The 20,080-nt window shown below is 72.5% G+C and carries 19 protein-coding genes; 7 read left to right on the plus strand and 12 right to left on the minus strand.

What is annotated here, in order from left to right; all coding sequences use genetic code 11:
- Positions 1–316: 316 nt before the first annotated feature.
- On the plus strand, positions 317–1,435 hold the full coding sequence (gene dnaN, locus JKV81_RS13390; RefSeq protein ID WP_202076032.1) for a DNA polymerase III subunit beta: 1,119 nt from the start codon (positions 317–319) through the stop codon (positions 1,433–1,435).
- Positions 1,436–1,581: 146 nt separating this feature from the next.
- Here dnaN and JKV81_RS13395 read toward each other — a convergent pair whose 3' ends face one another.
- Together JKV81_RS13395 and JKV81_RS13400 are read right to left on the minus strand one after the other, a co-directional pair.
- A complete protein-coding gene (locus tag JKV81_RS13395) occupies positions 1,582–2,082 on the minus strand; it encodes a hypothetical protein (protein WP_202076034.1) in 501 nt (166 codons plus the stop codon).
- Between the two features lie 98 nt (positions 2,083–2,180).
- Positions 2,181–3,074, minus strand: coding sequence for a glycoside hydrolase family 19 protein (locus JKV81_RS13400; RefSeq protein ID WP_099173464.1), 894 nt, complete (start codon positions 3,072–3,074; stop codon positions 2,181–2,183).
- A gap of 267 nt (positions 3,075–3,341) precedes the next feature.
- Between JKV81_RS13400 and JKV81_RS13405 the strand changes: the two genes are divergently transcribed.
- Together JKV81_RS13405 and JKV81_RS13410 are read left to right on the plus strand one after the other, a co-directional pair.
- The gene (locus JKV81_RS13405) at positions 3,342–4,874 is read left to right on the plus strand and encodes a PstS family phosphate ABC transporter substrate-binding protein (RefSeq protein ID WP_202076036.1); all 1,533 of its coding nucleotides are present in this window, start codon (positions 3,342–3,344) and stop codon (positions 4,872–4,874) included.
- 78 nt (positions 4,875–4,952) lie between these two features.
- Positions 4,953–5,501, plus strand: coding sequence for a hypothetical protein (locus tag JKV81_RS13410; RefSeq protein ID WP_202076038.1), 549 nt, complete (start codon positions 4,953–4,955; stop codon positions 5,499–5,501).
- Between the two features lie 87 nt (positions 5,502–5,588).
- On the opposite strand, the gene JKV81_RS13415 is transcribed toward JKV81_RS13410, so the two are convergent.
- Positions 5,589–6,872 carry an adenylosuccinate synthase gene (locus JKV81_RS13415; protein WP_107489917.1) on the minus strand — a complete coding sequence of 428 codons (1,284 nt, stop codon included), beginning with the start codon at positions 6,870–6,872 and terminating at the stop codon, positions 5,589–5,591.
- A gap of 186 nt (positions 6,873–7,058) precedes the next feature.
- Between JKV81_RS13415 and JKV81_RS13420 the strand changes: the two genes are divergently transcribed.
- Positions 7,059–7,895 (plus strand): diacylglycerol kinase family protein, encoded by an 837-nt coding sequence (locus JKV81_RS13420; RefSeq protein ID WP_202076040.1) that lies wholly within the window; start codon positions 7,059–7,061, stop codon positions 7,893–7,895.
- 19 nt (positions 7,896–7,914) lie between these two features.
- Here JKV81_RS13420 and JKV81_RS13425 read toward each other — a convergent pair whose 3' ends face one another.
- The gene (locus JKV81_RS13425) at positions 7,915–8,433 is read right to left on the minus strand and encodes a GbsR/MarR family transcriptional regulator (protein WP_129267051.1); all 519 of its coding nucleotides are present in this window, start codon (positions 8,431–8,433) and stop codon (positions 7,915–7,917) included.
- Between the two features lie 92 nt (positions 8,434–8,525).
- Here JKV81_RS13425 and JKV81_RS13430 point away from each other — a divergent pair, with 92 nt between their 5' ends.
- From JKV81_RS13430 to JKV81_RS13440, 3 genes are read left to right on the plus strand one after another with little or no spacing between them, the layout of a single operon-like run.
- Positions 8,526–9,482: an ABC transporter ATP-binding protein gene (locus JKV81_RS13430; RefSeq protein WP_202076045.1), complete on the plus strand. Its 957-nt coding sequence runs from the start codon at positions 8,526–8,528 to the stop codon at positions 9,480–9,482.
- The gene (locus JKV81_RS13435) at positions 9,479–11,128 is read left to right on the plus strand and encodes an ABC transporter permease (RefSeq protein ID WP_202076046.1); all 1,650 of its coding nucleotides are present in this window, start codon (positions 9,479–9,481) and stop codon (positions 11,126–11,128) included. Before JKV81_RS13430 ends, JKV81_RS13435 begins: the two co-directional genes overlap by 4 nt.
- A 37-nt stretch (positions 11,129–11,165) precedes the next feature.
- A complete protein-coding gene (locus JKV81_RS13440; protein WP_129264454.1) occupies positions 11,166–11,552 on the plus strand; it encodes a hypothetical protein in 387 nt (128 codons plus the stop codon).
- Here JKV81_RS13440 and JKV81_RS13445 read toward each other — a convergent pair.
- The 8 genes from JKV81_RS13445 to JKV81_RS13480 form a co-directional block, all read right to left on the minus strand.
- A complete protein-coding gene (locus tag JKV81_RS13445; protein ID WP_202076048.1) occupies positions 11,535–12,740 on the minus strand; it encodes a cytochrome P450 in 1,206 nt (401 codons plus the stop codon). The two genes, JKV81_RS13440 and JKV81_RS13445, sit on opposite strands and share 18 nt — an antisense overlap.
- A 9-nt stretch (positions 12,741–12,749) precedes the next feature.
- Entirely contained in the window at positions 12,750–13,418 is a 669-nt protein-coding gene (locus JKV81_RS13450) for a response regulator (RefSeq protein ID WP_124277728.1), read from the minus strand.
- Positions 13,415–14,728, minus strand: a complete 1,314-nt coding sequence (locus JKV81_RS13455; protein WP_129264456.1) for a sensor histidine kinase — start codon at positions 14,726–14,728, stop codon at positions 13,415–13,417. Before JKV81_RS13455 ends, JKV81_RS13450 begins: the two co-directional genes overlap by 4 nt.
- A 73-nt stretch (positions 14,729–14,801) precedes the next feature.
- Entirely contained in the window at positions 14,802–15,677 is an 876-nt protein-coding gene (locus JKV81_RS13460) for an alpha/beta hydrolase (protein ID WP_129264457.1), read from the minus strand.
- 146 nt (positions 15,678–15,823) lie between these two features.
- Positions 15,824–17,020 carry a kynureninase gene (gene kynU / locus JKV81_RS13465; protein WP_202076050.1) on the minus strand — a complete coding sequence of 399 codons (1,197 nt, stop codon included), beginning with the start codon at positions 17,018–17,020 and terminating at the stop codon, positions 15,824–15,826.
- Positions 17,013–17,861, minus strand: coding sequence for a tryptophan 2,3-dioxygenase family protein (locus JKV81_RS13470; RefSeq protein WP_099173451.1), 849 nt, complete (start codon positions 17,859–17,861; stop codon positions 17,013–17,015). The genes kynU and JKV81_RS13470 overlap by 8 nt, the downstream gene beginning before the upstream one ends.
- 154 nt (positions 17,862–18,015) lie before the next feature.
- A complete protein-coding gene (locus JKV81_RS13475; protein WP_099173450.1) occupies positions 18,016–18,429 on the minus strand; it encodes a DUF3151 domain-containing protein in 414 nt (137 codons plus the stop codon).
- 3 nt (positions 18,430–18,432) lie between these two features.
- Positions 18,433–19,929, minus strand: a complete 1,497-nt coding sequence (locus JKV81_RS13480) for a DHA2 family efflux MFS transporter permease subunit (RefSeq protein ID WP_202076052.1) — start codon at positions 19,927–19,929, stop codon at positions 18,433–18,435.
- Positions 19,930–20,080 lie beyond the last annotated feature (151 nt).

Here is a 20,080-nt window from a genome sequence, read left to right on the forward strand (position 1 = left end):
CCCGAAACCGGAGTGCAGAGTACCGGTCCAGCTGTGCGGTTTGATACCCATCGCGGACCACACAGTGCGATTTGAATCTCCCCGCCCGCCGTACCGTCCGCCTAAAGTCCCCAGCGTGTTCCGGGACGTTTCGGGGGACGTCGGGGGACGTCAGGACGTCCCGGATCCAGTTCCCGAGGACGTCGGGGGACGTCCGGACGACACGGCGGCAGCGGCTCACGGGGGTGGTCGCTGTCGTCGGTCCGCGGCCACTGTCAGTGGTGCCGCCTAGCGTGGTTCTCGACCGTGACGTACGCCGGACGAGAGGCCCCCTGCCGTGGAATTCCGCATCGAGCGTGGCGCACTGACCGATGCCGTCGCGCGGGCGGCCCGGGTGCTCCCCGCGCGCTCGCCCGTCCCAGTCCTCGGCGGGCTCCTCCTCGTCGCCGACGCCGGCCGGCTCCGTGTGTCGGGCCTGGACTTCGAGGCCTCCTCCCGTGTCGAGACGGAGGCGCACACCGTCCGGCCCGGGAAGGTGCTGGTCATGGGGCGGCGGCTGCTCGACATCTGCAAGGTGCTGCCCGAGGGGCCCGTGGAGTGCGCCCTGGAGGGCTCGCGTTTCACGGTCGTCGGTGACGGCTCCCGCTTCGGCCTCTCGGTCCTCCCCCTCGACGACTACCCGGCGCTGCCGCCGCTGCCGGAGGTCCGCGGGGCGGTGGACGCGGGGGAGTTCGCCACGGCGGTCGCCCAGGTGGCGGTGGCGGCGGGGCGGGACGACACCCTTCCGACGCTCACCGGGATCCGTATAGGTCTCGACGGCACCACGATGACCCTGGCGGCGACGGACCGGTACCGCTTCGCGGTGCGCACCCTGCCGTTCAAGGCGACCGCACCCGAGGTGGCGGCCGATGTCGTGGTGTCGGCCCGCCGGCTGGCCGAGATCGCCCGGTCGCTCGGCGGGTCCGGGCAGGTCGATGTCGCGGTGGACGGCGGATCGGCCGGGTTCGAGCACGCCGGGACGCGTACGACGGTGCGTCTGCTGGACGGCCGGCTCCCGCGTCACGACAAGCTGTTCGCGCTGACGGACCCCGCCGTCGTGGAGCTGGACCGGGCCCGTCTGGTGGAGGCCGTCAAGCGGGTCTCCGTCGTGGCGGACGGCGGCAGCCCGCTCCAGATGACGTTCTCCGCCGGACCGGAGGGCTCGGTTCTGCTCCAGGCGGGGTTCGAGGACGACGTGGCCTCGCAGCGGCTGCCCGCGGTCTCGGCCTCGGCCGTGGAGATGGCCGTGGCCTTCAACCCCGCGTATCTGATGGACGCGCTGTCCTCCTTCGAGGAGGACACGGTCCGGATGAAGCTGATGGGGCCGGGGCAGCGCGCCATGGTCACCGGAGGGGAGGAGACCGGGACGGCCACCCACCAGCATCTGCTGATGTCCGTGAAGCCGCCGCTGCTCTGACCTCGAAACCGGCCGCGCTGCCCTGAACCTCGAACCCCGCCGCTGCTCCGGAGCCCGTACCCACCGCGCTGCTCCGAACCTCGTACCCGGCGCGCCGCTTCGACCGTTCGGGCGCGCTCCCCCGGGCCCCGGGGGCCGTATGCCGTTCAGTGCCCCGGGAGCGTCGCCGACCCGCCGACGGCGGCCAGCAGCCAGATGGGGAACTCCGGATCGGCCTGCCCCACGGCGAGGCCGAGCCAGCGCGTGCCCCCGGGCACACGCCAGACCTGCATGCTCCCCGCCAGCTGGCAGAGCTGCCCCAGGGGCTCCGGGGCGACACCCTCGCCCTCGGCGTCGTCGTCCCCCTCCAGATACGGCCAGAGGTCGACGGTCTCCGGCTCGCCCCACCGCTCGCTCAGCGCGGTCGCCAGCGCGCTGAACTCCGTCTCGATCTCCTGCTCGGCGGGTTCGACGACCTCGGGCGACCGGTCGTCCCAGAAGTCCTGGCTCGCCCGCAGGATCAGCAGATGGTGTCCGGGACCGCTGCTGCGTACGCCGCTGTCCTCGCTCTCCTCCCCCGGCGGGAAGGGCAGGGCGAGGACGCTGTCGATCAGGGCGAGGCGGGCCTCGGTGGTCGCGGGAGGAGTACCGGCGTTTTCCGTGTCCATGGGCCATGATCCTGCCAACCGCCCGCCCCCGTACACGAATCGGGGGCGCGCCCGGCCGCAGCCGTACGCGCCCCCTTCTCCCCGGGGTGGGGCCGGGTTCAGCAGCTCAGGTTCGAGCCGGGTGTGGTTCCGAGGATCTGGACGAACGCCTGGTAGGTGTTGATGCGGCTCTGGACCTGCGCCGGGTTGCCGCCGTTGCACTCGATGCTGCCGTTGATCGAGCGGATCGTCTCACCGAAGCCGGCGCCGTTGACAATGGCGTTGTGCGGCGTCATGGTGCCGGGGCCGCTCTGGGTGTTCCAGTACCAGAGGCCGGTCTTCCAGGCCACGGACGCGTTCTGCTCGACCTGCCAGGGGTTGCCGAGCAGGTCGATGCCGAGCGCGTCACCGGCGGCCTTGTAGTTGAAGTTCCAGCTGAGCTGGATCGGGCCGCGGCCGTAGTAGGCGGCCTGGCCGGCCGGGCAGCCGTAGGACTGGCTGGTGTCGCAGTAGTGCGGGTAGTTGGCGGTGTTCTGCTCCACGATGTGCACCAGACCGCCGGTCTCGTGGCTGACGTTGGCGAGGAACGCCGCCGCCTCCTGCTTCTTGACCGTGTCGCTGCCGGTGTTGGCGAAGCCGGGGTAGGCACTCAGGGCGGCGGTGAGGCCGCTGTAGGTGTAGAACGAATTCCGGTTCGGGAACATCTGGTTGAACTGGGACTCGCTCACCAGGAAGCCCGAGGGGTCCGGCACCCCCGGGTCCGTACCGCCGCCGGAGCCGCAGCTGCCCTGGTCGGCCCAGACGTCGGCCGTACCGGGCCGCTCGTTCTGGGTCCACCACTTCGCGGACCAGTTGTGCCCCTCGTACGAGGCCGAGCCGCCGCCCGTGTAGACCGAGGAGGCGTTCCAGGCCGGGGCGCACGCGGCGGCCGACGCCGTGGAGGCGGGGAGGAAGACGAACGTCGCGATGACCGCGCCCAGCGCGGCAATCAGGCTCATGACACGTTTGGCCACGTGAACTCTCCTTCGGGCGCGGCGCCCGCACCGGGCGAGCGCCGCCATGGGGGGTTGGGGCCACTCAAGCGTCGATGGTCTGGACCTGTCAAGGTCTAGACCAGAACTCGCCCCATTCCACCCATCGCCCAACTCCCCTTCCGCGTAGGCATATTGAACGAAAGGCGAACTTCACCGGAAGGAATCCGGAGGCTCCCCCTCCCCACGGTCCCCGGCCGTACCGTGACGCCATCCGGCACACCGCACCCCCGAGGGAGCGCGAGGACCATGGAGTGGTTCAGCCCCGAGAACGTCGTCGCCGTCCTCACCGCCCTCCTGGGCGTCCTGACGTCGGCGGGCGTGCTCTGGTACGAACGCCGCGTCCCGCGCCGCAAGCGCATCGGCTACCGCGTGCAGATGGACACCCCGATCGGCAGCGAGGTCAGCGAGGGCCGGGCCAATGTGCGGCTGGGCCTGTTCAACGAGACCGCGGACATGGCCGACGCCACGCTCGTCCTGCTGCGCATCGAGAACGACGGCTCGCAGTCGATCGGCGACGAGGACTACACCGGACGCGGTGAACTCAACGGGCTCACGGCGGAGTTCACCGGGCGGACCGTCCGCGGGATCGCCGTGACCCATTCGCCGGACGCCGACCACCTGATGGACCACTTCACCCCGGCCGCCGGGATGCGGCACCACGGCTCGTTCATCCGGCTGCCGCGCGTCCCGCTCAACCGCAACGAGCACTTCAAGCTCCTGGTCCTGCTCACCGGTTCGCACGTGGGCGGCCCCATCAAGGTCACCGGAGGCATCCGGGACGGTGTCGTGGCGCGGAACAAGGCCGCCCGCCCCGACGAGAAGCCCCCGCTGTTCGGCCCTGCCGCCAGGAGCATCACCGTCGCGCTCACCGTCTGCGTCGTCGCGCTCGCGGGCATCATCGTCGTACGGGACGACTCCCCGCCGACGATGGACTGCGCCAGGGGCACCCTCACGGTCACCGGCTCCACGGCGTTCAAGCCCGTCCTGGAGGAGCTGGAGCGTACGTACGAGGACGAGTGCGAGGGTGCGGAGATCGTTCTGGACATCCATGGCAGCAACGCCGGGGTGCGGAAGCTCGACGCCGTGGGCGGCAAGGCCGGACCGTCCGGTTCGCCCGCCATGATCGCCTTCTCCGACGGCCCCAGGCCGGCCGCGCTCACCGAGCTGCACGAGAAGCGGGTCGCGATCTCGCTGTTCTCCCTCGTCGTCAACGACACGGTGCCGGTCACCGACCTCTCCCTCGACCAGATCGGACGGATCTACCGCGGCGACATCCGCAACTGGAACGAGATCGGGGGCGGCCCCGACCTGGAGATCAGGCTCGTCAGCCGGGACGCCAACTCCGGTACCCGTGAGGTGTTCCAGCGCCGTGTCCTGAACGGCAGCGAGCCCGCCACGTCCTCGCGCGACTGCACCACCAAGGACTACGCCGACGCCCCGGTCCTCCGCTGCGAACTCGACGGCACGGACCAGGTCCTGGCCGAGGTCGCCCGGCTGGACGGCGCGATCGGCTACACCGAGCTGCGCAACGGCGACGTGCCCGACGGGGCGCACCGGACGGCCATCGACGGCACCGTCCCCTCCGTCGACACGATCGGCAGCAGCAGCTATCCGTACCGGGAGATCGAGTACGCCTACACCTACGGGTCACCGCCCGCCGACTCCCTGGTGGCCGGCTTCCTCAACTACGTGGACAACTACGGCGAGGAGATCATGCGGACCAGCGGGCACCTGCCCTGCGCCACCCCCAAGGGCATGCGGCTCTGCGGGGTGGGCTGACCCCTACTCCGGTAGGGGGCGGGAACAGCACCCCGGTATCTGGCCGACCGCCCGGACCGGCTCCTAGCATCCGCGCCCATGACCACCACACGCCCGCGCCGCTCCCCGTCCGCACCCGCCCGCCGCGTCGTCCGCCGCGCCTGGGACGCGGTCACCCTGCTGCCCCGCGGGGCGGCCGCGTTCGCCGCGGCCACCGCGGGCCGCGGCGGCTCCGGACGCTCCCTGCTGCGGGTGGGGGCGGGCCCGGAGGTGCCGCGTCCGGGAGCGGTACGCGTGGCCGGGCACGCCCTGGCGACCGTGCTGCTGGGCGCGCTCTCCCTGGTCCTGGCCGGCGTGCTCCTGCTGGCCGTGGCCCGCGGACTGTTCTACGGGCTCGTGGACCAGGGCCCCTACGACCACTCCTGGGGCGGCCCCAGCAGGGCGGGGGCCTGGCTCGCGCACTTCGCCGTCGCCACTCCCTGCGTGGTGGCCACGGTGGCCGCGCTGTACGGGATCACCGGTCTGCACGAGCGGCTGACGGCGCCGCTGCGCGGGGAGCGCAGGCCGGGCTGGGTGCTGCCGGCGGTGCTCGTCTGCTGCGCGGCCGGGGCGCTGTTCGTGGTCGCGTTCCTCCGCCAGCTGCCCTGACGGGCCCACGGGAGCGCACACGACGGAGCGGCCGGACCTTCCACGGGGGAAGGTCCGGCCGCTCCGTCGGTATCTCCTGCGGGTCCCCTAGAGGAAGGAGTTGATCTCGATGGTCTCGGTACGGCCGGGGCCGACACCGATCGCGGAGATCGGGGCGCCGGACATCTCCTCCAGCGCCTTCACGTAGGCCTGCGCGTTCTTCGGCAGGTCGGAGAAGGTCTTGGCCTTCGTGATGTCCTCGGACCAGCCCGGCAGCATCTCGTAGACCGGCTTCGCGTGGTGGAAGTCGGTCTGGCTGTACGGGAGCTCCTCGACGCGCTTGCCGTCGATCTCGTACGCCACGCACACCGGGATCTGCTCCCAGCCGGTCAGCACGTCCAGCTTGGTGAGGAAGAAGTCGGTGAGGCCGTTGACCCGGGTCGCGTACCGCGCGATCGGGGCGTCGAACCAGCCGCAGCGGCGGTCACGGCCGGTGGTGACACCGCGCTCGCCACCGATCCTGCGCAGCGCCTCGCCGTCCTCGTCGAGAAGTTCGGTCGGGAAGGGTCCGGCACCGACGCGGGTGGTGTAGGCCTTGAGGATGCCGATGACCCGGCTGATCTTCGTCGGGCCCACGCCGGATCCGGTGCAGGCGCCGCCCGCGGTCGGGTTCGACGAGGTGACGAAGGGGTACGTGCCGTGGTCGACGTCCAGCAGGGTGCCCTGGCCGCCCTCGAAGAGCACGACCTTGCCGTCGTCGATGGCGTTGTTCAGGATCAGCGTCGTGTCGGCGACGTACGGCTTGATCTGCTCCGCGTACTGGAGCATCTCCTCCACGATCTTGCCGGACTCGATCGCGCGCCGGTTGAAGACCTTGGCCAGGAGCTGGTTCTTCTGCTCCAGCGCCGCCTCGACCTTCTGCTCCAGGATCGACTCGTCGTAGAGGTCCTGGACGCGGATGCCGACCCGGTTGATCTTGTCGGCGTACGTCGGGCCGATGCCGCGCCCGGTCGTACCGATCTTGCGCTTCCCGAGGAAGCGTTCCGTCACCTTGTCGACGGTGACGTTGTACGGAGTGATCAAATGAGCGTTGCCGCTGATCAGGAGCTTGGACGTGTCGACGCCTCGCTCGTTCAGACCGCTCAGCTCGGAGAGCAGGACCGCCGGGTCGACGACGACACCGTTCCCGATGACCGGAGTACACCCCGGCGACAGGATTCCGGAGGGGAGGAGATGCAGTGCGTACTTCTGGTCGCCTACGACGACCGTGTGGCCGGCATTGTTGCCGCCCTGGTAACGCACCACATAGTCAACGGATCCACCGAGGAGGTCGGTGGCCTTCCCCTTGCCCTCGTCACCCCACTGAGCACCGAGCAGCACAAGTGCGGGCACAGGCGTACACCCCTTCCGGGCGGGGCATGTCCAAGGTCAGGGGGCGTACGTAAAGGTCGTACCTGCCGTACGACGATGTACGGCAAAGCCTGAGCCGTCGAACCGGGTGCCCCGGAATAGACGAAGCCCCTGGCGCAATAGCGCAAGGGGCTCTTGCACCAAGATGCTACCCGAGGAAGGACCGAGGTGTCGGCTGCAGAGCCCCCCGGCGACGGCGACCACCAGCTACTCGTGCTCATCGACCCCCTTGCCCGCCGCTACGACGGCGAGTCCGTGCGCATCGCGAAGGATGTGCTGGGCGCCGGCGCGCAGGCCAAGATCTGCCTTCCGGACGGCCCCGACGAGTTCGCCAGAGCCCTGCACCGGCGGGGCTCCAGGCGTCCGGTCGTCGTCGGCGACGACCACGCGCTGCTGCGGGCGGTGTCCCAGCTGCACCGGGAGCGGGAGCTGGCCGACAGCGCGCTCTCCCTGATCCCGGTCGGCGCGGCGCACACGCTGGAACTGGCCCATGCGCTCGGCGTGCCCCGGGGCGCGGTCGCGGCGGCGCGCACCGCGCTCGGCGGGGCCGTGCGCCGGCTGGACCTGCTCGTCGACGACAGCGACGGCGTGGTCCTCGGCGAGCTGCGCATCCCGGCGGCCTGGCCCACACCGGGCCAGCCCCACACGGTGTGGGACACCTGCCGCACCCTCGTGGCGTCGCTGGTCCGCCCGGCCCCGCCCTCGCCCTCCGGCCCCTCCCGGTCCCACCGGCTGCGGGTCGAGGCGGACGGGGTCCTGCTGAACGACCTGGACCGGCCGGTCGAGGGCGTCTCGGTGACCGCGCAGGGCGACGGAGGGCTGGCCGACGTGGTCGTCCACACGGCGTCCGGCGGGACGCACACGGCGGAGGCCAAGGCGGTCACGGTCTCCGGCCCGGACTTCCGCTACCGCGCGGACATACAGGTCGCGGGCCCCGTGAGGACCCGCACCTGGACCGTACGCGCGGATGCCTGGGGGCTGGTGCTCCCGGCGGCCGGCGCCTGAGGCCCGGCCGCCGGCGGTCTCACCGCCTGGAGGTGCGGTGCTCGTGCCACCGGTCCAGGACGCCGACCAGCTCCGCCTGCATGAACGCGAAGAACTCCGCCGTCTCGGCGAGGCGCGCGCCCGCCGGGGTGTCCTCGCCGAGGGAGCGTGCGCCGTCCTTCAGCGTGCGCTCCCAGCGGGTCAGCACCTGGTCCCGGTTGGCGAAGGTGGCGTACCAGATCTCGTCGTGCAGGCGGTAGCGGTCGCGGCGTGAGCCGGGGTCGCGTTCGCGGCCGACCATGCTGACCTGGGTGAGGTAGTTGATCGCGCCCGACACCGCGGCCGGGCTGATCCGCAGCTGCCGGCCGAGGTCCGCCGAGGTCATGGAGCCGTCGTCGTCCGCGAGGAGTGCCGCGAAGACGCGCGCGGCCATCCGCTGCATCCCCGCCTCCGTCATCTCGGCCGCGAAGCGCTCGACGAACCGCGACACCGCCTCCTCGTCGCGGCCGGCGCCCGCGCCCTCGCCCGTCCTCCCGGATTCCCCGGTCCCGCTGGTCATGGCCTCCGACGCCTCCCCTGCTCCGATCACGGTCCAACTTTATACGCTTCCTTAACTTCACAACTTTGTGAACGTCGCGTACGTTCAGAAACATGACCACGAAGGCGATCACCGTGTCCGGACTGCACAAGTCGTTCGGACGGACACACGCACTGGACGGACTCGACCTCACCGTGGAAGCGGGCGAGGTCCACGGCTTCCTCGGGCCCAACGGCGCCGGGAAGTCCACCACCATCCGAGTCCTGCTGGGCCTGCTCCGCGCCGATTCGGGTGCGGCGCAGCTGCTCGGGAAGGACCCGTGGCACGACGCCGTGGAGCTGCACCGGCACCTGGCCTATGTGCCCGGCGACGTGGAGCTGTGGCCGGGCCTCACCGGCGGCGAGGCCATCGACCTGCTCTCGCGGCTGCGCGGCGGGGCGGACAAGCGGCGCCGCGACGAGCTGACCGAGCGCTTCGGCCTCGACCCGACGAAGAAGGGGCGCGCCTACTCGAAGGGCAACCGCCAGAAGGTCGCCATCGTCGCCGCGCTGGCCTCCGACGCGGAGCTGCTGCTCCTGGACGAGCCGACCTCCGGACTCGACCCCCTCATGGAGGTCGTCTTCCAGGACGTGATCCTGGAGGCGAAGGCCGCGGGCAGGACCGTGCTCCTCTCCAGCCACATCCTGGCCCAGGTGGAGAAGCTCGCCGACCGGGTCAGCATCATCCGGCTCGGCAGGACCGTGCAGTCCGGGTCGCTGAGCGAGCTGCGCCATCTGACGCGTACGACCATCGAGGCCGAGACCGACCGGCCCGCCGCCGGGCTCGACCGGCTGCCCGGGGTGCACTCCGTGGAGGTCACCGCCGAGGGTGCCGGAGGCCGGGTGCGGTTCGCCGTGGACGGCGGCCACCTCGACACCGCCGTGCGCGAGCTCGCCGGATTCGGCGTACGCAGCCTGATCAGCCATCCGCCGACCCTGGAGGAGCTGATGCTCCGCCACTACGGCGACGAGCTCGCCGCCAACCGCCACGGGGACACCGGCGGCACCCACACCCGCGGGGGCGCACGATGAGCGCCGCGACCACCGCCACCAGGGCGCCCGCACCGGCCCGCGCCGTGACCGCCGCCGGGGTGCTGGCCGGCACCCGCACCCTGATCGCCTTCGGCCTGCGGCGCGACCGCGTGAGGCTCCCCGTATGGATCCTCGCCCTGTTCCTCTGCACGCTCTCCACCGTGGGCAACTACCGCACGCTGTACGCCGGTCCGGAGGACCGTGCCTCCGTCGCCGCCACGATGGACAGCCCGGCCGGACTCGCCATGACCGGCCCCCGCCACTACCTCGACGCCTATGGCTTCGGGGCGATGACGGGCCACCAGATGCTCGGCTTCATGGCCGTCCTGGTCGCCCTCATGAGCATCCTCACCGTCACCCGGCACACCCGCGACGAGGAGGAGACCAACCGCGCCGAACTGGTCCGCTCCACCGTCGTCGGACGGCACGCGCATCTGGCCGCCGCGCTGTCCGTCGCGGTGCTCGCCAACCTGGTCCTGGCCCTGCTCCTGGCCGTCGGCCTCGGAGCGATGGGCCTCGGCGCCGGGGGCTCGCTGCTCTACGGGGCCTCGCACGCCGCCGTGGGCATCGTCTTCGCCTGCGTCGCCGCGGTGACCGCCCAGATCACCGCCCAGACCCGGGGTGCGTCCGGAACGGCCCTCGCCGTCGTCGGCCTCGCCTATGTGCTGCGGGCCGCCGGGGACGCGGGCGGCGACGACGCGCTCTCCTGGCTCTCCCCCATCGGCTGGGTCCAGCGGACCTACGTCTACGTGGACGACCGGTGGTGGCCCCTGCTGCTCTGCCTGGTGCTCGCCGTGCTCTGCGCCGGCGCCGGCTTCGTCCTGTCGACCCGTCGTGACGTTGGCGCGGGTCTCCGGGCCCCCAGGACCGGCAGCCCGGTGGCCTCCGGCGCACTCACCCGGCCGCTGGGCTTCGCGCTGCGGCTGCACCGCTCGATGCTCGCCGGCTTCGGGGCGGGCGTGTTCCTGATGGGGGCGATGTACGGGTCGATCCTCGGGCAGGCCGACGAGATGCTGAAGGACATCGACCCGATCCAGGAGGCGCTGCGGAAGACCGGCGGGACGATGGCCGAGTCCTTCGCCTCCATGGTGATGGTGGTCCTCGCCGTCGTCGCCTCGGTGTACGTCGTGATGGCCGCCCTGCGCCCCCGGTCCGAGGAGAACGCGGGCCGCGCCGAACCCCTCCTGGCGACCGGGCTGTCCCGTGCCCGCTGGGCGGGCAGCCATCTCGCGGTCGCGCTGGCGGGCGGCACGCTCCTGCTGCTCCTCGCCGGGCTCGGCATCGGCGTCGCGGGGGCGGCCTCGGCCGGCGACTCCGGCCTGGTGCTCTCCCTGACGGGTGCGGCGCTCGCCTACGCACCGGCGCTGTGGGTCACCACCGGGGTCGCCGCGGTCCTGTTCGGCTGGCTGCCCCGGGCGGCCCAGGCCGCGTGGGCGGTCCCGGTGTACGCGTTCGTGGCCGGCTACCTGGGCCCGCTGCTCCGGTTCCCCGGCTGGACGAAGAACGTGTCGCCCTTCGGCCATGTGCCCCAGCTGCCGTCCGCCGGGATGAACTGGACGCCGTCGGCGGTCCTCACCCTGGTCGCGGCCGGGCTGCTGTGGCTGGGCCTGGAGGGCTTCCGGCGCCGCGACCTGGAGTGCAAGTAGGGGAACCGGGTACGGCCGGGAGCACGTCCTGGTGGGCATGGAACAGACGGACACCCAGGAGAACCCGGCGAAGGCCGCATGGGTTCCGGCCATCCTCTCGGCCGTCATCGCCCTCGTCGTGTGGAGCTCGTCCCGGCGCACCGGCATCCACATGGGCGGCGGCTTCGAGGGGGAGGGCGAGGATCTCTCCGTCCTGTGGACGGAGCTCCCCTTCGTCGTCCTCGCCGCGGGCGTGCTCCCGGTCGCCGTCTGGCTGCTGACGGTCCGGCTCCTCCGCCGGAGCGTGGGGCGCGGCAGCCTGGTCATGATCGCCGCGGCGGCGGCCGTGGGCGTCACGCTCCTGTACGCGGTGGGACTGTACGTCTGGGCCGACCAGCTGGACCCCGCGTACGTACGGTCCCTCGGCTCACACCTCCACCTGTAGCTCCCGCAGCCCCCGGATCACGTAACCCGGCTTCCACTGCGGCTCCGCCGTCAGCCGCATCCCGGGCGCACGGCGCAGCAACTCACTGAACGAGGCGGCGAGTTCGAGGCGGGCCAGCGGGGCGCCCAGGCAGTAGTGGATGCCCGCGCCGAACGAGATGTGCGGGTTGTCCTGCCGGGACAGGTCCAGCGTCTCCGCGTCGGCGAAGCGCTCCGGGTCGCGGTTGGCCGATGCGAAGAGCAGGGCGACCTGCGCCCCGCGCGGGATGACGGTCCCGTCGATCTCGATGTCGTCCAGGACCCACCGCGCGAACATGGGCACCGGGGTGTCGTAGCGCAGCAGTTCCTCCACCGCGGTCGGCAGCAGACTGTGGTCGGCCCGGAGGGCGGCCAGCTGCTCGGGGTGCCGGAAGAGCATCCACCAGCTGTTGGCGGTGGCGTTGACGGTCGCCTCGTGCCCCGCGTTGAGCAGCAGCACACAGGTGGAGATGATCTCCTGCTCCGTCAGCCGGTCCTCGTCGTCATGGGCGGCGATGAGCCCGGAGATCAGGTCCGTCCCCGGGTCCGCGCGCCGTGCGGCGATCAGCTCGCGCAGATAGCCGGAGAACTCGACGGACGCCTGGACGGCGGCCCGCGCGGTCTCCTCCGGCGGGTTCAGCTCGAACATCCCGCAGATCGCCGCCGACCACGGCCGCAGCAGCGCCCGGTCGGCCTCCGGGACACCGAGCATCTCGGCGATGACGGCCACCGGCAGCGGCTCGGCGACCGCCGTCAGCAGATCGCCGCCGCCCGCGTCGACGAAGTCGTCGACGAGGGCCGCGGCCAGCCGCTCCACGGTCGGGGCGAGAGCCTCGACCCGCCGGGGCGTGAACGCCTTGGCGACCAGCCGCCGGATCCGGGTGTGGTCGGGGGCCTCCAGGTCGAGGATCCCGTGCCCGTTGAGCGTGTGGAACGGCTCGTGGGCGGCGGGCGGCGCGCTGACACCGAACTCGTCGTGGCTGAAGCGGTGCAGATACGTCCGCCCCAGCCGCCGGTCGCGCAGCAGCCCGGACACATCGGAGTAGTGCGGGACGAGCCACTGCCGCGTCGGCTCGAAGTAGTGCGCCCGGCCGGTGGCGCGCAGCGCGGCGTAGGCGGGGTACGGGTCGGCGACGAACGCCGGGGACCAGGGGTCGAAGGACACGTGCATGAGCAGACGCTATCCGGGCGTGACGAGCCTCGCCTCGTACGCGAACACGGCGGCCTGGGTCCGGTCCCGCAGCCCCAGCTTCACCAGGACGCGGCTGACGTGGGTCTTGATGGTCGACTCGGCGACCACCAGGTGCGAGGCGATCTCCAGGTTCGACAGCCCCTGGGCGATCAGCACGAGCACCTCCGTCTCCCGCTCGGTGAGTTCACCGATCCTGGACATGGCGGGCGGCCTCGGCGACTCGGCGATCTTCGAGAACTCGGTGATCAGCCGCCGGGTCACCGTCGGGGCGAGCAGCGCCTCACCGGACGCCACCACCCGTACGCCCTCGGCGAGCTGCCGCGCCGAGGCGTCCTTCAGCAGGAAGCCGGAGGCCCCGGCCCGCAGGGCCTGGTACACGTACTCGTCGAGGTCGAACGTGGTCAGGACGAGCACCTTGGCGTCCGCGTCGGCGGCGACGATCTCCCGGGTGGCCTCGATGCCGTTGAGCTCCGGCATGCGGATGTCCATCAGGACCACGTCGGGCCGGAGCGCGGCGACCTGCGAGACGGCCTGCCGGCCGTCGACGGCCTCGCCGACGACCTCGATGCCCGGCATCGCGTTGAGCAGGACGGAGAAACCCTCGCGGACCATCATCTGGTCGTCGACGATCAGGACCCGGATGGGCGACTCGGTCACGCGCCCTCACCGTCCTCCGCCTCGGAGCGCTGCGCCGGCACGGGCAGGAACACGGCGACCTCGTAACCGCCGTCCTGCGTCGACCCCGCCGTCATCTCCCCGTCCAGCATCGCGACCCGCTCCCGCATCCCCGTGATCCCGTGCCCGGCACCCGGCGACGGCTTGACCAGTCCCCGCGCGGGGCCGTTCACGACCCGCACCCCGAGCCCGCCCAGCACATAGCCGAGCTCCACCTTGGCGGCGGCTCCCGGCGCGTGCCGGAGCGTGTTGCTCAGCGCCTCCTGGACGATCCGGTACGCCGACAGCTCGACGCCCTGCGGAAGCTCCCGCACCGCCCCGGTGACCGTCTTCTCCGTCTCCAGCCCCGCCTCCCGGACGTTGTCCAGCAGCCGGTCGATCTCGGCGAGGGTGGGCTGCGGGGCGTCCGGCGCCTCGTAGTCCTCCGCACGGACGACGCCGAGGACGCGGCGCAGCTCGGTGAGCGCGGCGACGGCGTTCTCCCGGATGGTGACGAACGCCTGCTCCAGCTCGGGCGGCGGATTCTCCACCCGGTACGGGGCGGCCTCGGCCTGGATGGCGACGACCGACATGTGGTGGGCGACGACGTCGTGCAGCTCACGGGCGATCGTGGTGCGCTCCTCCAGCAGCGTGCGCCGGTCGCGCTCCACGGCGGTGACGGTGCGCTGCACGGTCACCTCCCGCTGGGCGTCACGGCGTACCTGCACCAGTGCGACGAGGAGCAGGGCCAGCGCGGAGGCGACGGCCATGGCCTCGGTGCTGGAGGAGTAGGCGGCGGCGAAGTTCCCCAGTGCGCTCCCGACGAACAGCGTGATCAGCCACATCCAGGCGGCGGTACGCGGCCGGGTCCGCGCCGCGACCACGACCAGCACGCCGAGGTGGCAGGCGAAGGCGCTCGCCCCCCACGGCCAGTCGCTGCTCGTCGCCGCCACCAGGGGGGTGATCGCGATCGACACCCAGAACGCGAGGACGGGGCGGACCAGCGTCATCATCAGCGCCACGGCCGGCAGGAAGGCGGTGATGACGGTGCCTATCCCGAACGGCGAGTAGGTGTTCGCCGAGAAGACGCCCTCCATCAGCGAGATCAGCGCGACCGCGCCCACCACCGCGTGGGGGAACCAGACGACGCCCTTCCGGAAACTCCTCGGCAGGCGCCGGATCACCGGCCCGTCCGTGCCCAGCGGGCTCAGCGGGCGGTAGTCGAGCACGTTCTGGAACAGGTCCTGCCGCAGGCCTTCTATCGCCCCGGCTGCCACCCGGTGCTCCGGGCTTCGTGTCTTCGTCTCGGTCACGCTTACACGGTAGGCGCGGCCGCGCCCCCGGTCGTCAGCAGTGATACGGATCCTTCGGGGTCCGTCGCAAGTACTACCAGGCCAGCTGGGCGAGCTCCTCGGCCACCACGGCGCAGGCGTCCGCGGACGGGTCGATCAGCGGGAAGTGCCCCACTCCGTCCAGCAGGGTCAGCCCCACCATCTCGCCGGCCTTCGCCGCGGCGTCCACGAACGCCTCCGTCACGGCCTGCGGCACGGTGATGTCGTCCGCGCCCTGCACGACGGCCGTCGCGATCCCGGTCGGCAGCAGCAGCGCCGGGTCGACGTGCGCGCTCCGCGCCTCGAAGTCGTCCGCGCCGCCCAGCAGCTGGTTCAGCGCGCCCGAGCAGACGTCCAGCTCCACGGCGCTCGCGAAGTCCCCGATCGGCGCCAGTGCGACCACCCCGCGCAGCGGCGGAGCGGCGGACAGCCGCCACGGCGACCCCTCGGGGAGCACATGCCGGGCGGCCGCCCACAGGGCGAGCTGCCCGCCCGCCGAGTGCCCGGTGACCACGGTCTTGCGCAGATCCGCGCCCGGCAGCTCCCGGGCGGCGAGCGCCGGAAGCGCGTCCATCGCGGCAGCCACGTCGTCGAAGGTCTCGGGCCAGCGGCCCGCGACGGGCCCGGCCGCGCCCTGCTGCGGGATCTCCCCGCCGCGCCGGTACTCGACGCTGGCGACGGCGAAACCGCGCCGCGCGAGGAAGTCCGCGAACGGCGACACGTGCTGCCGGTCGTACGGCGCCCGCCAGGCCCCGCCGTGCAGCAGGACCACGAGGGGCACGCCGGTGCGGCCGTCCCTCGGCGCGAAGAAGTCGATCACCTGGTCGGGGTGGCTCCCGTAGGCCGCGGACCCGTCGGGGGCGACCACCGGGTGCCCGAGCGCCGACTCGGTCTCGGCGGCGTCACGCTCGCGCGCGGCAGAATCCGACATGCTGCTCCAACCGTCCTGGGCCCGTGCCCAACTGGACCGACCTGCGGGGACGGTACCAGTAAGGCGGACCGCCGCCGCACGGGCCCGGAGTGTGGACCCGCACGGCGGCGGAGGGGTCATGACGCGCCGTCACACGACGGCCTCGCTCAGACCGCCAGCACCTCGGCGAGGATCCGCGCCGCCCGCTCCGCGTCGGCGAAACCGACGTAAAGCGGGGTGAAACCGAAGCGCAGGATGTCCGGGCGGCGCAGGTCGCCGACCACACCGCGCTCGACGAGCGCGCCCATCACCCGCTCCGTCTCCTCCGCGTCCTCGCAGCGCAGCGAGACCTGGCTGCCGCGCTCCGCGTGGGCGGCCGGGGTGACCGGGGTGACCCGGCCCTCGGGGACGTACGCGGCGACGCACTCCAGGAAGAAGTCCGTCAGCGCCAGGGACTTGGCCCGCACGGCGTCCACCGAGACCCCGTCCCAGACGTCCAGCGACGCCTCCAGGGCCAGCATGGACAGGATGTCCGGGGTGCCGACCCTGCCCCGTACGGAGCCTTCCGCGGGGGTGTATCCGGGGGTCATCGCGAACGGGTCGGCGTGCGAGGTCCAACCCGGCAGCGGGGAGTCGAAGGCCTCCTGGTGGCGCTCGGCGACGTACAGGTAGGCCGGCGAACCGGGCCCGCCGTTGAGGTACTTGTACGTACAGCCGACGGCCAGGTCGACGCCGTGCGCGTCGAGGCCCACGGGCAGGGCGCCCGCGCTGTGGCACAGGTCCCAGACGGCGAGGGCCCCCGCCCCGTGGACGGCGGCGGTGAGACCGGGCAGGTCGTGGAGCCTGCCCGAGCGGTAGTCCACGTGGTTCAGGAGGACGGCGGCCGTACGGGGGCCGAGCGCGGCCCGCACATCGGCCGGAGCCACCGGGACGAGGCGGTGGCCGGTCATCCGGGCCGCCGACGCGGCGATGTACCCGTCGGTGGGGAAGGTCGACGCGTCGACCAGGATCTCGTCACGCCCGTCGCCCGCGAGACGGGTCGCGGCGACGACCGCCTTGAAGACGTTCACGCTGGTGGAGTCGCCCACCACGATCTGTCCGGCGGCCGCCCCGACCAGCGGGGCGATGCGGTCGCCGATCCGCTCGGGCGCGGTCCACCAGCCGCTCTCGTCCCAGGAGCGGATGCGCAGCGAGCCCCACTGACGGGCGATGACGTCCTGCATCCGGGCGGGGACGTGGCGGGGCAGCGCCCCCAGCGAGTTGCCGTCGAGGTAGACGGTGTCGTCGAGGGTGAACAGATCGCGCAGGGCGGCCAGTTCGTCGGCGGTGTCGAGCGCCTCGGCGCGCTCCTTGAAGTCAGACATGACTACGCGCCGTCCACAGCTCGGGGAACACGCTCTTGGTGGCCCGCTTCTCCAGCCAGGCGACCCCGGCGGACCCGCCGGTGCCGGTCTTCGAACCCATCGCCCGGCGGGTCGCGGTCAGATGGTCGTTGCGCCAGCGCCACACCAGCTCGCCGACGTCGGTCAGCACCTCGCCCAGCCGTACGAGCTCGGCGTTCTGGTCGGCGTCGGCGTAGATCTCCGCCCAGACGGCCTCGACCGCGGGGGACGGCTCGTACTTCTGCGAGAGGTCCCGCTCCAGCACCGACTGCGGCACGGCGTACCCGCGCCGGGCGAGCAGGGCGAGCGTCTCGTCGTACAGTCCGGGCTCGTGGAGCGCCTTCTCCAGCTCGGCGTGGACGCGGGGCGCGCCCCGGTGCGGCACGAGCATGGAGGCGGACTTGTCGCCCAGCAGGAACTCCATCCGGCGGTACATCGCCGACTGGAAGCCGGATCCCTCGCCGAGGGATCCGCGGTAGGAGTTGAACTGGGCGGGGGTCAGGCCGGCGAGCGGCTTCCAGGAGGCGTTCAGCGCCTCCAGCTCCCGCAGCGAGCGCTTCAGGGCGTCCCGGGCGACCGGTATGCGGTCCTCGCGCAGGGCGTGCGCCGCCGTCTCCCACTCATGGACGATGACCGTGAACCACAGCTCCATGACCTGGGTGGTGACCAGGAAGACCATCTCGCCGGGATCGTCCGAGCGCAGGTGCTGGAGGTGGGTCAGGACGTCCGCCTGGACGTAGTCCTCGTACGGGGTCGTTCCCGCGAAGTCCAGGTGCGGGGTCTCCGCACCGGTGGCTTCGGGGTCGGGGTGGTTCGTCGACATTGCTGTCTCCTCGACACGAGCTTCCGGGTAGCGGTCCGCCCCTTCCTCTGAGGTGGTGGAGCTCCGGTCCCCTGCTCGGCATCCTAACGGCCATCCGCGGAACGCGTCGGGCCCCGCGGGCGACGGCCCGCGGGGCCCGAAGGGCGAGGTCGCCTCAGCCCAGGATGTCGGCGGCGGTCTGCGAGGAGTCCCGCAGGAAGGACGAGCAGCGCTCGTACTCCTCCTGCTCACCGATCGCCTGCGCGGCCCGGGCGAGGGCGTGCAGGGCGCGCAGGAAGCCGCGGTTCGGCTCGTGCTCGAACGGGACGGGGCCGTGGCCCTTCCAGCCCGCGCGGCGCAGGGCGTCGAGGCCGCGGTGGTAGCCGGTGCGCGCGTACGCGTACGACTCGACGACCCGGCCGGCCTCGTACGCCTCGTCGGCGAGCTGCGCCCAGGCCAGCGACGACGTGGGGTACTTCGCCGCCACATCGGCGGGCGCCGTGCCACCGGCGAGCAGTTCGCGCGGCTCCGGGTCGTCGGGCAGGTGGGTCGGGGCAGGGCCCCCGAGCAGGTTCTCGTGGATGGACATGGCTCAAGTGTGCCTGGGCCGGCGTTCAGGCTCCAAGGGCGGGGCGGTGACGCCGCAGTGCATCGTGCACTCGGGCTGCGCCCCGCGCCCGGCCTCGGGAACCTTCCGTACGGCCCGGAAGGCGATCAGGGCGCCCACCACCAGCAGACCGGCGCACATCGGCATGGCCCGCCGGAACGTCGAGGCGAACTCCTCCGCGTCGCGGTACGCCTCCGGGCCCATCCCGGCCAGCAGCGGGAGCGCGGCCACCGCGAGCAGCCCGGCGGCCCGCGCCGCCGCGTTGTTGATGCCGCTGGCGAGCCCGGCCCGGCCGGTGTCCACGGCGGCCAGCACCGTCGCGGTGAGGGGCGCCACCAGGGTGACCATGCCGAGGCCCAGCACCAGCACGGCGGGCAGGACGTCCAGCGGGTACGAGGCGCCGGGGCCGACCCGCAGCATCAGGAGCATCCCGGCGGCGGCCAGCAGCGGGCCGACGGTGAGCGGGATCCGCGGCCCGATACGCCGTCCGAGGTCACCGGCGGAGGCGGAGAAGAGCAGCATCAGCACCGTGGTGGGCAGCAGCGCGGTGCCGGCGCCGAGCGCCGAGAACCCGGCGACCACCTGGAGCTGGATCGCGGACAGGAAGAAGAACCCGCCGAGGGCCGCGTACACACAGAACGTGACGATGTTGACGGCCGTGAACTGCCGGGACGCGAAGATCGACGGCGGCACCATGGGATCCTCCCGGCGCCGCTCCACCCGTACGAACGCCGCCCCCAGGACCACACCGCCGAGCGCCGCACCGATCACCATGACGGACGCGCCCTGTTCCGGCACCTCGATCAGCGCGTACGTGACCAGCGCGAGGGCCAGCGCGGCGAGGGCGGCGCCGAGGACGTCGAACCGGCCGTGGGCGTCCGGGTCCCGGGACTCCGGTACATGCCGCAGGGCCACGGGCACGCAGACCGCGGCGAGCGGCAGATTGAGCAGGAACACCCACCGCCAGCCGGGCCCGTCCACCAGCCATCCGCCGAGGAACGGCCCGACCGCCGCCCCGACCCCGCCAAGACCGGACCAGAGCCCCACGGCACGGGCCCGGTCGTCGGGGTGGAAGCTCGCCTGGATGATGGCCAGCGAACCGGGGGTGAGCAGCGCACCTCCGGCCCCCTGAAGGGCCCGCGCGAGGACCAGCACCTCCGCGTTCGGCGCGATCCCGCACAGCAGCGAGGCGAGGGCGAACCAGACCACCCCCACGACGAACACCCGCCGCCGCCCGAACCGGTCCCCGAGCGCACCCCCGAGCAGGATCAGCCCCGCGAGGGTGAGCATGTAGGCGTTGACGGTCCACTGGAGGGCGGCCAGATCGGTGCCGAGGTCGTCACCGATGCGGGGCAGGGCCACGTTGATGACCGTGGAGTCGAGCAGAGCCATGCTGGACCCGAGCACGGTGGTCAGGACGACCCACCGCCCCACGGGCGAGGCCACCCGGATCCCGCCCTCGCCCCCGTCGACGTCAGTCATAGGAGCAGCATCGCCGCTAGGCCCCGAGCAGGCCATCCGAAGCCTGCCCCCAGCCCCTCCCCCGGCGTGTGAGGAGCGGGCCCCAGGGCGGAGCCCCAAATTCCAGCCCCTCCGGCGTTTGAGGAGCGGGGTCCGGGGCGGAGCCCCGGTT

Origin of the sequence: Streptomyces silvae (assembly GCF_016745505.1) — a bacterium.
Lineage (GTDB): Bacteria > Actinomycetota > Actinomycetes > Streptomycetales > Streptomycetaceae > Streptomyces > Streptomyces silvae.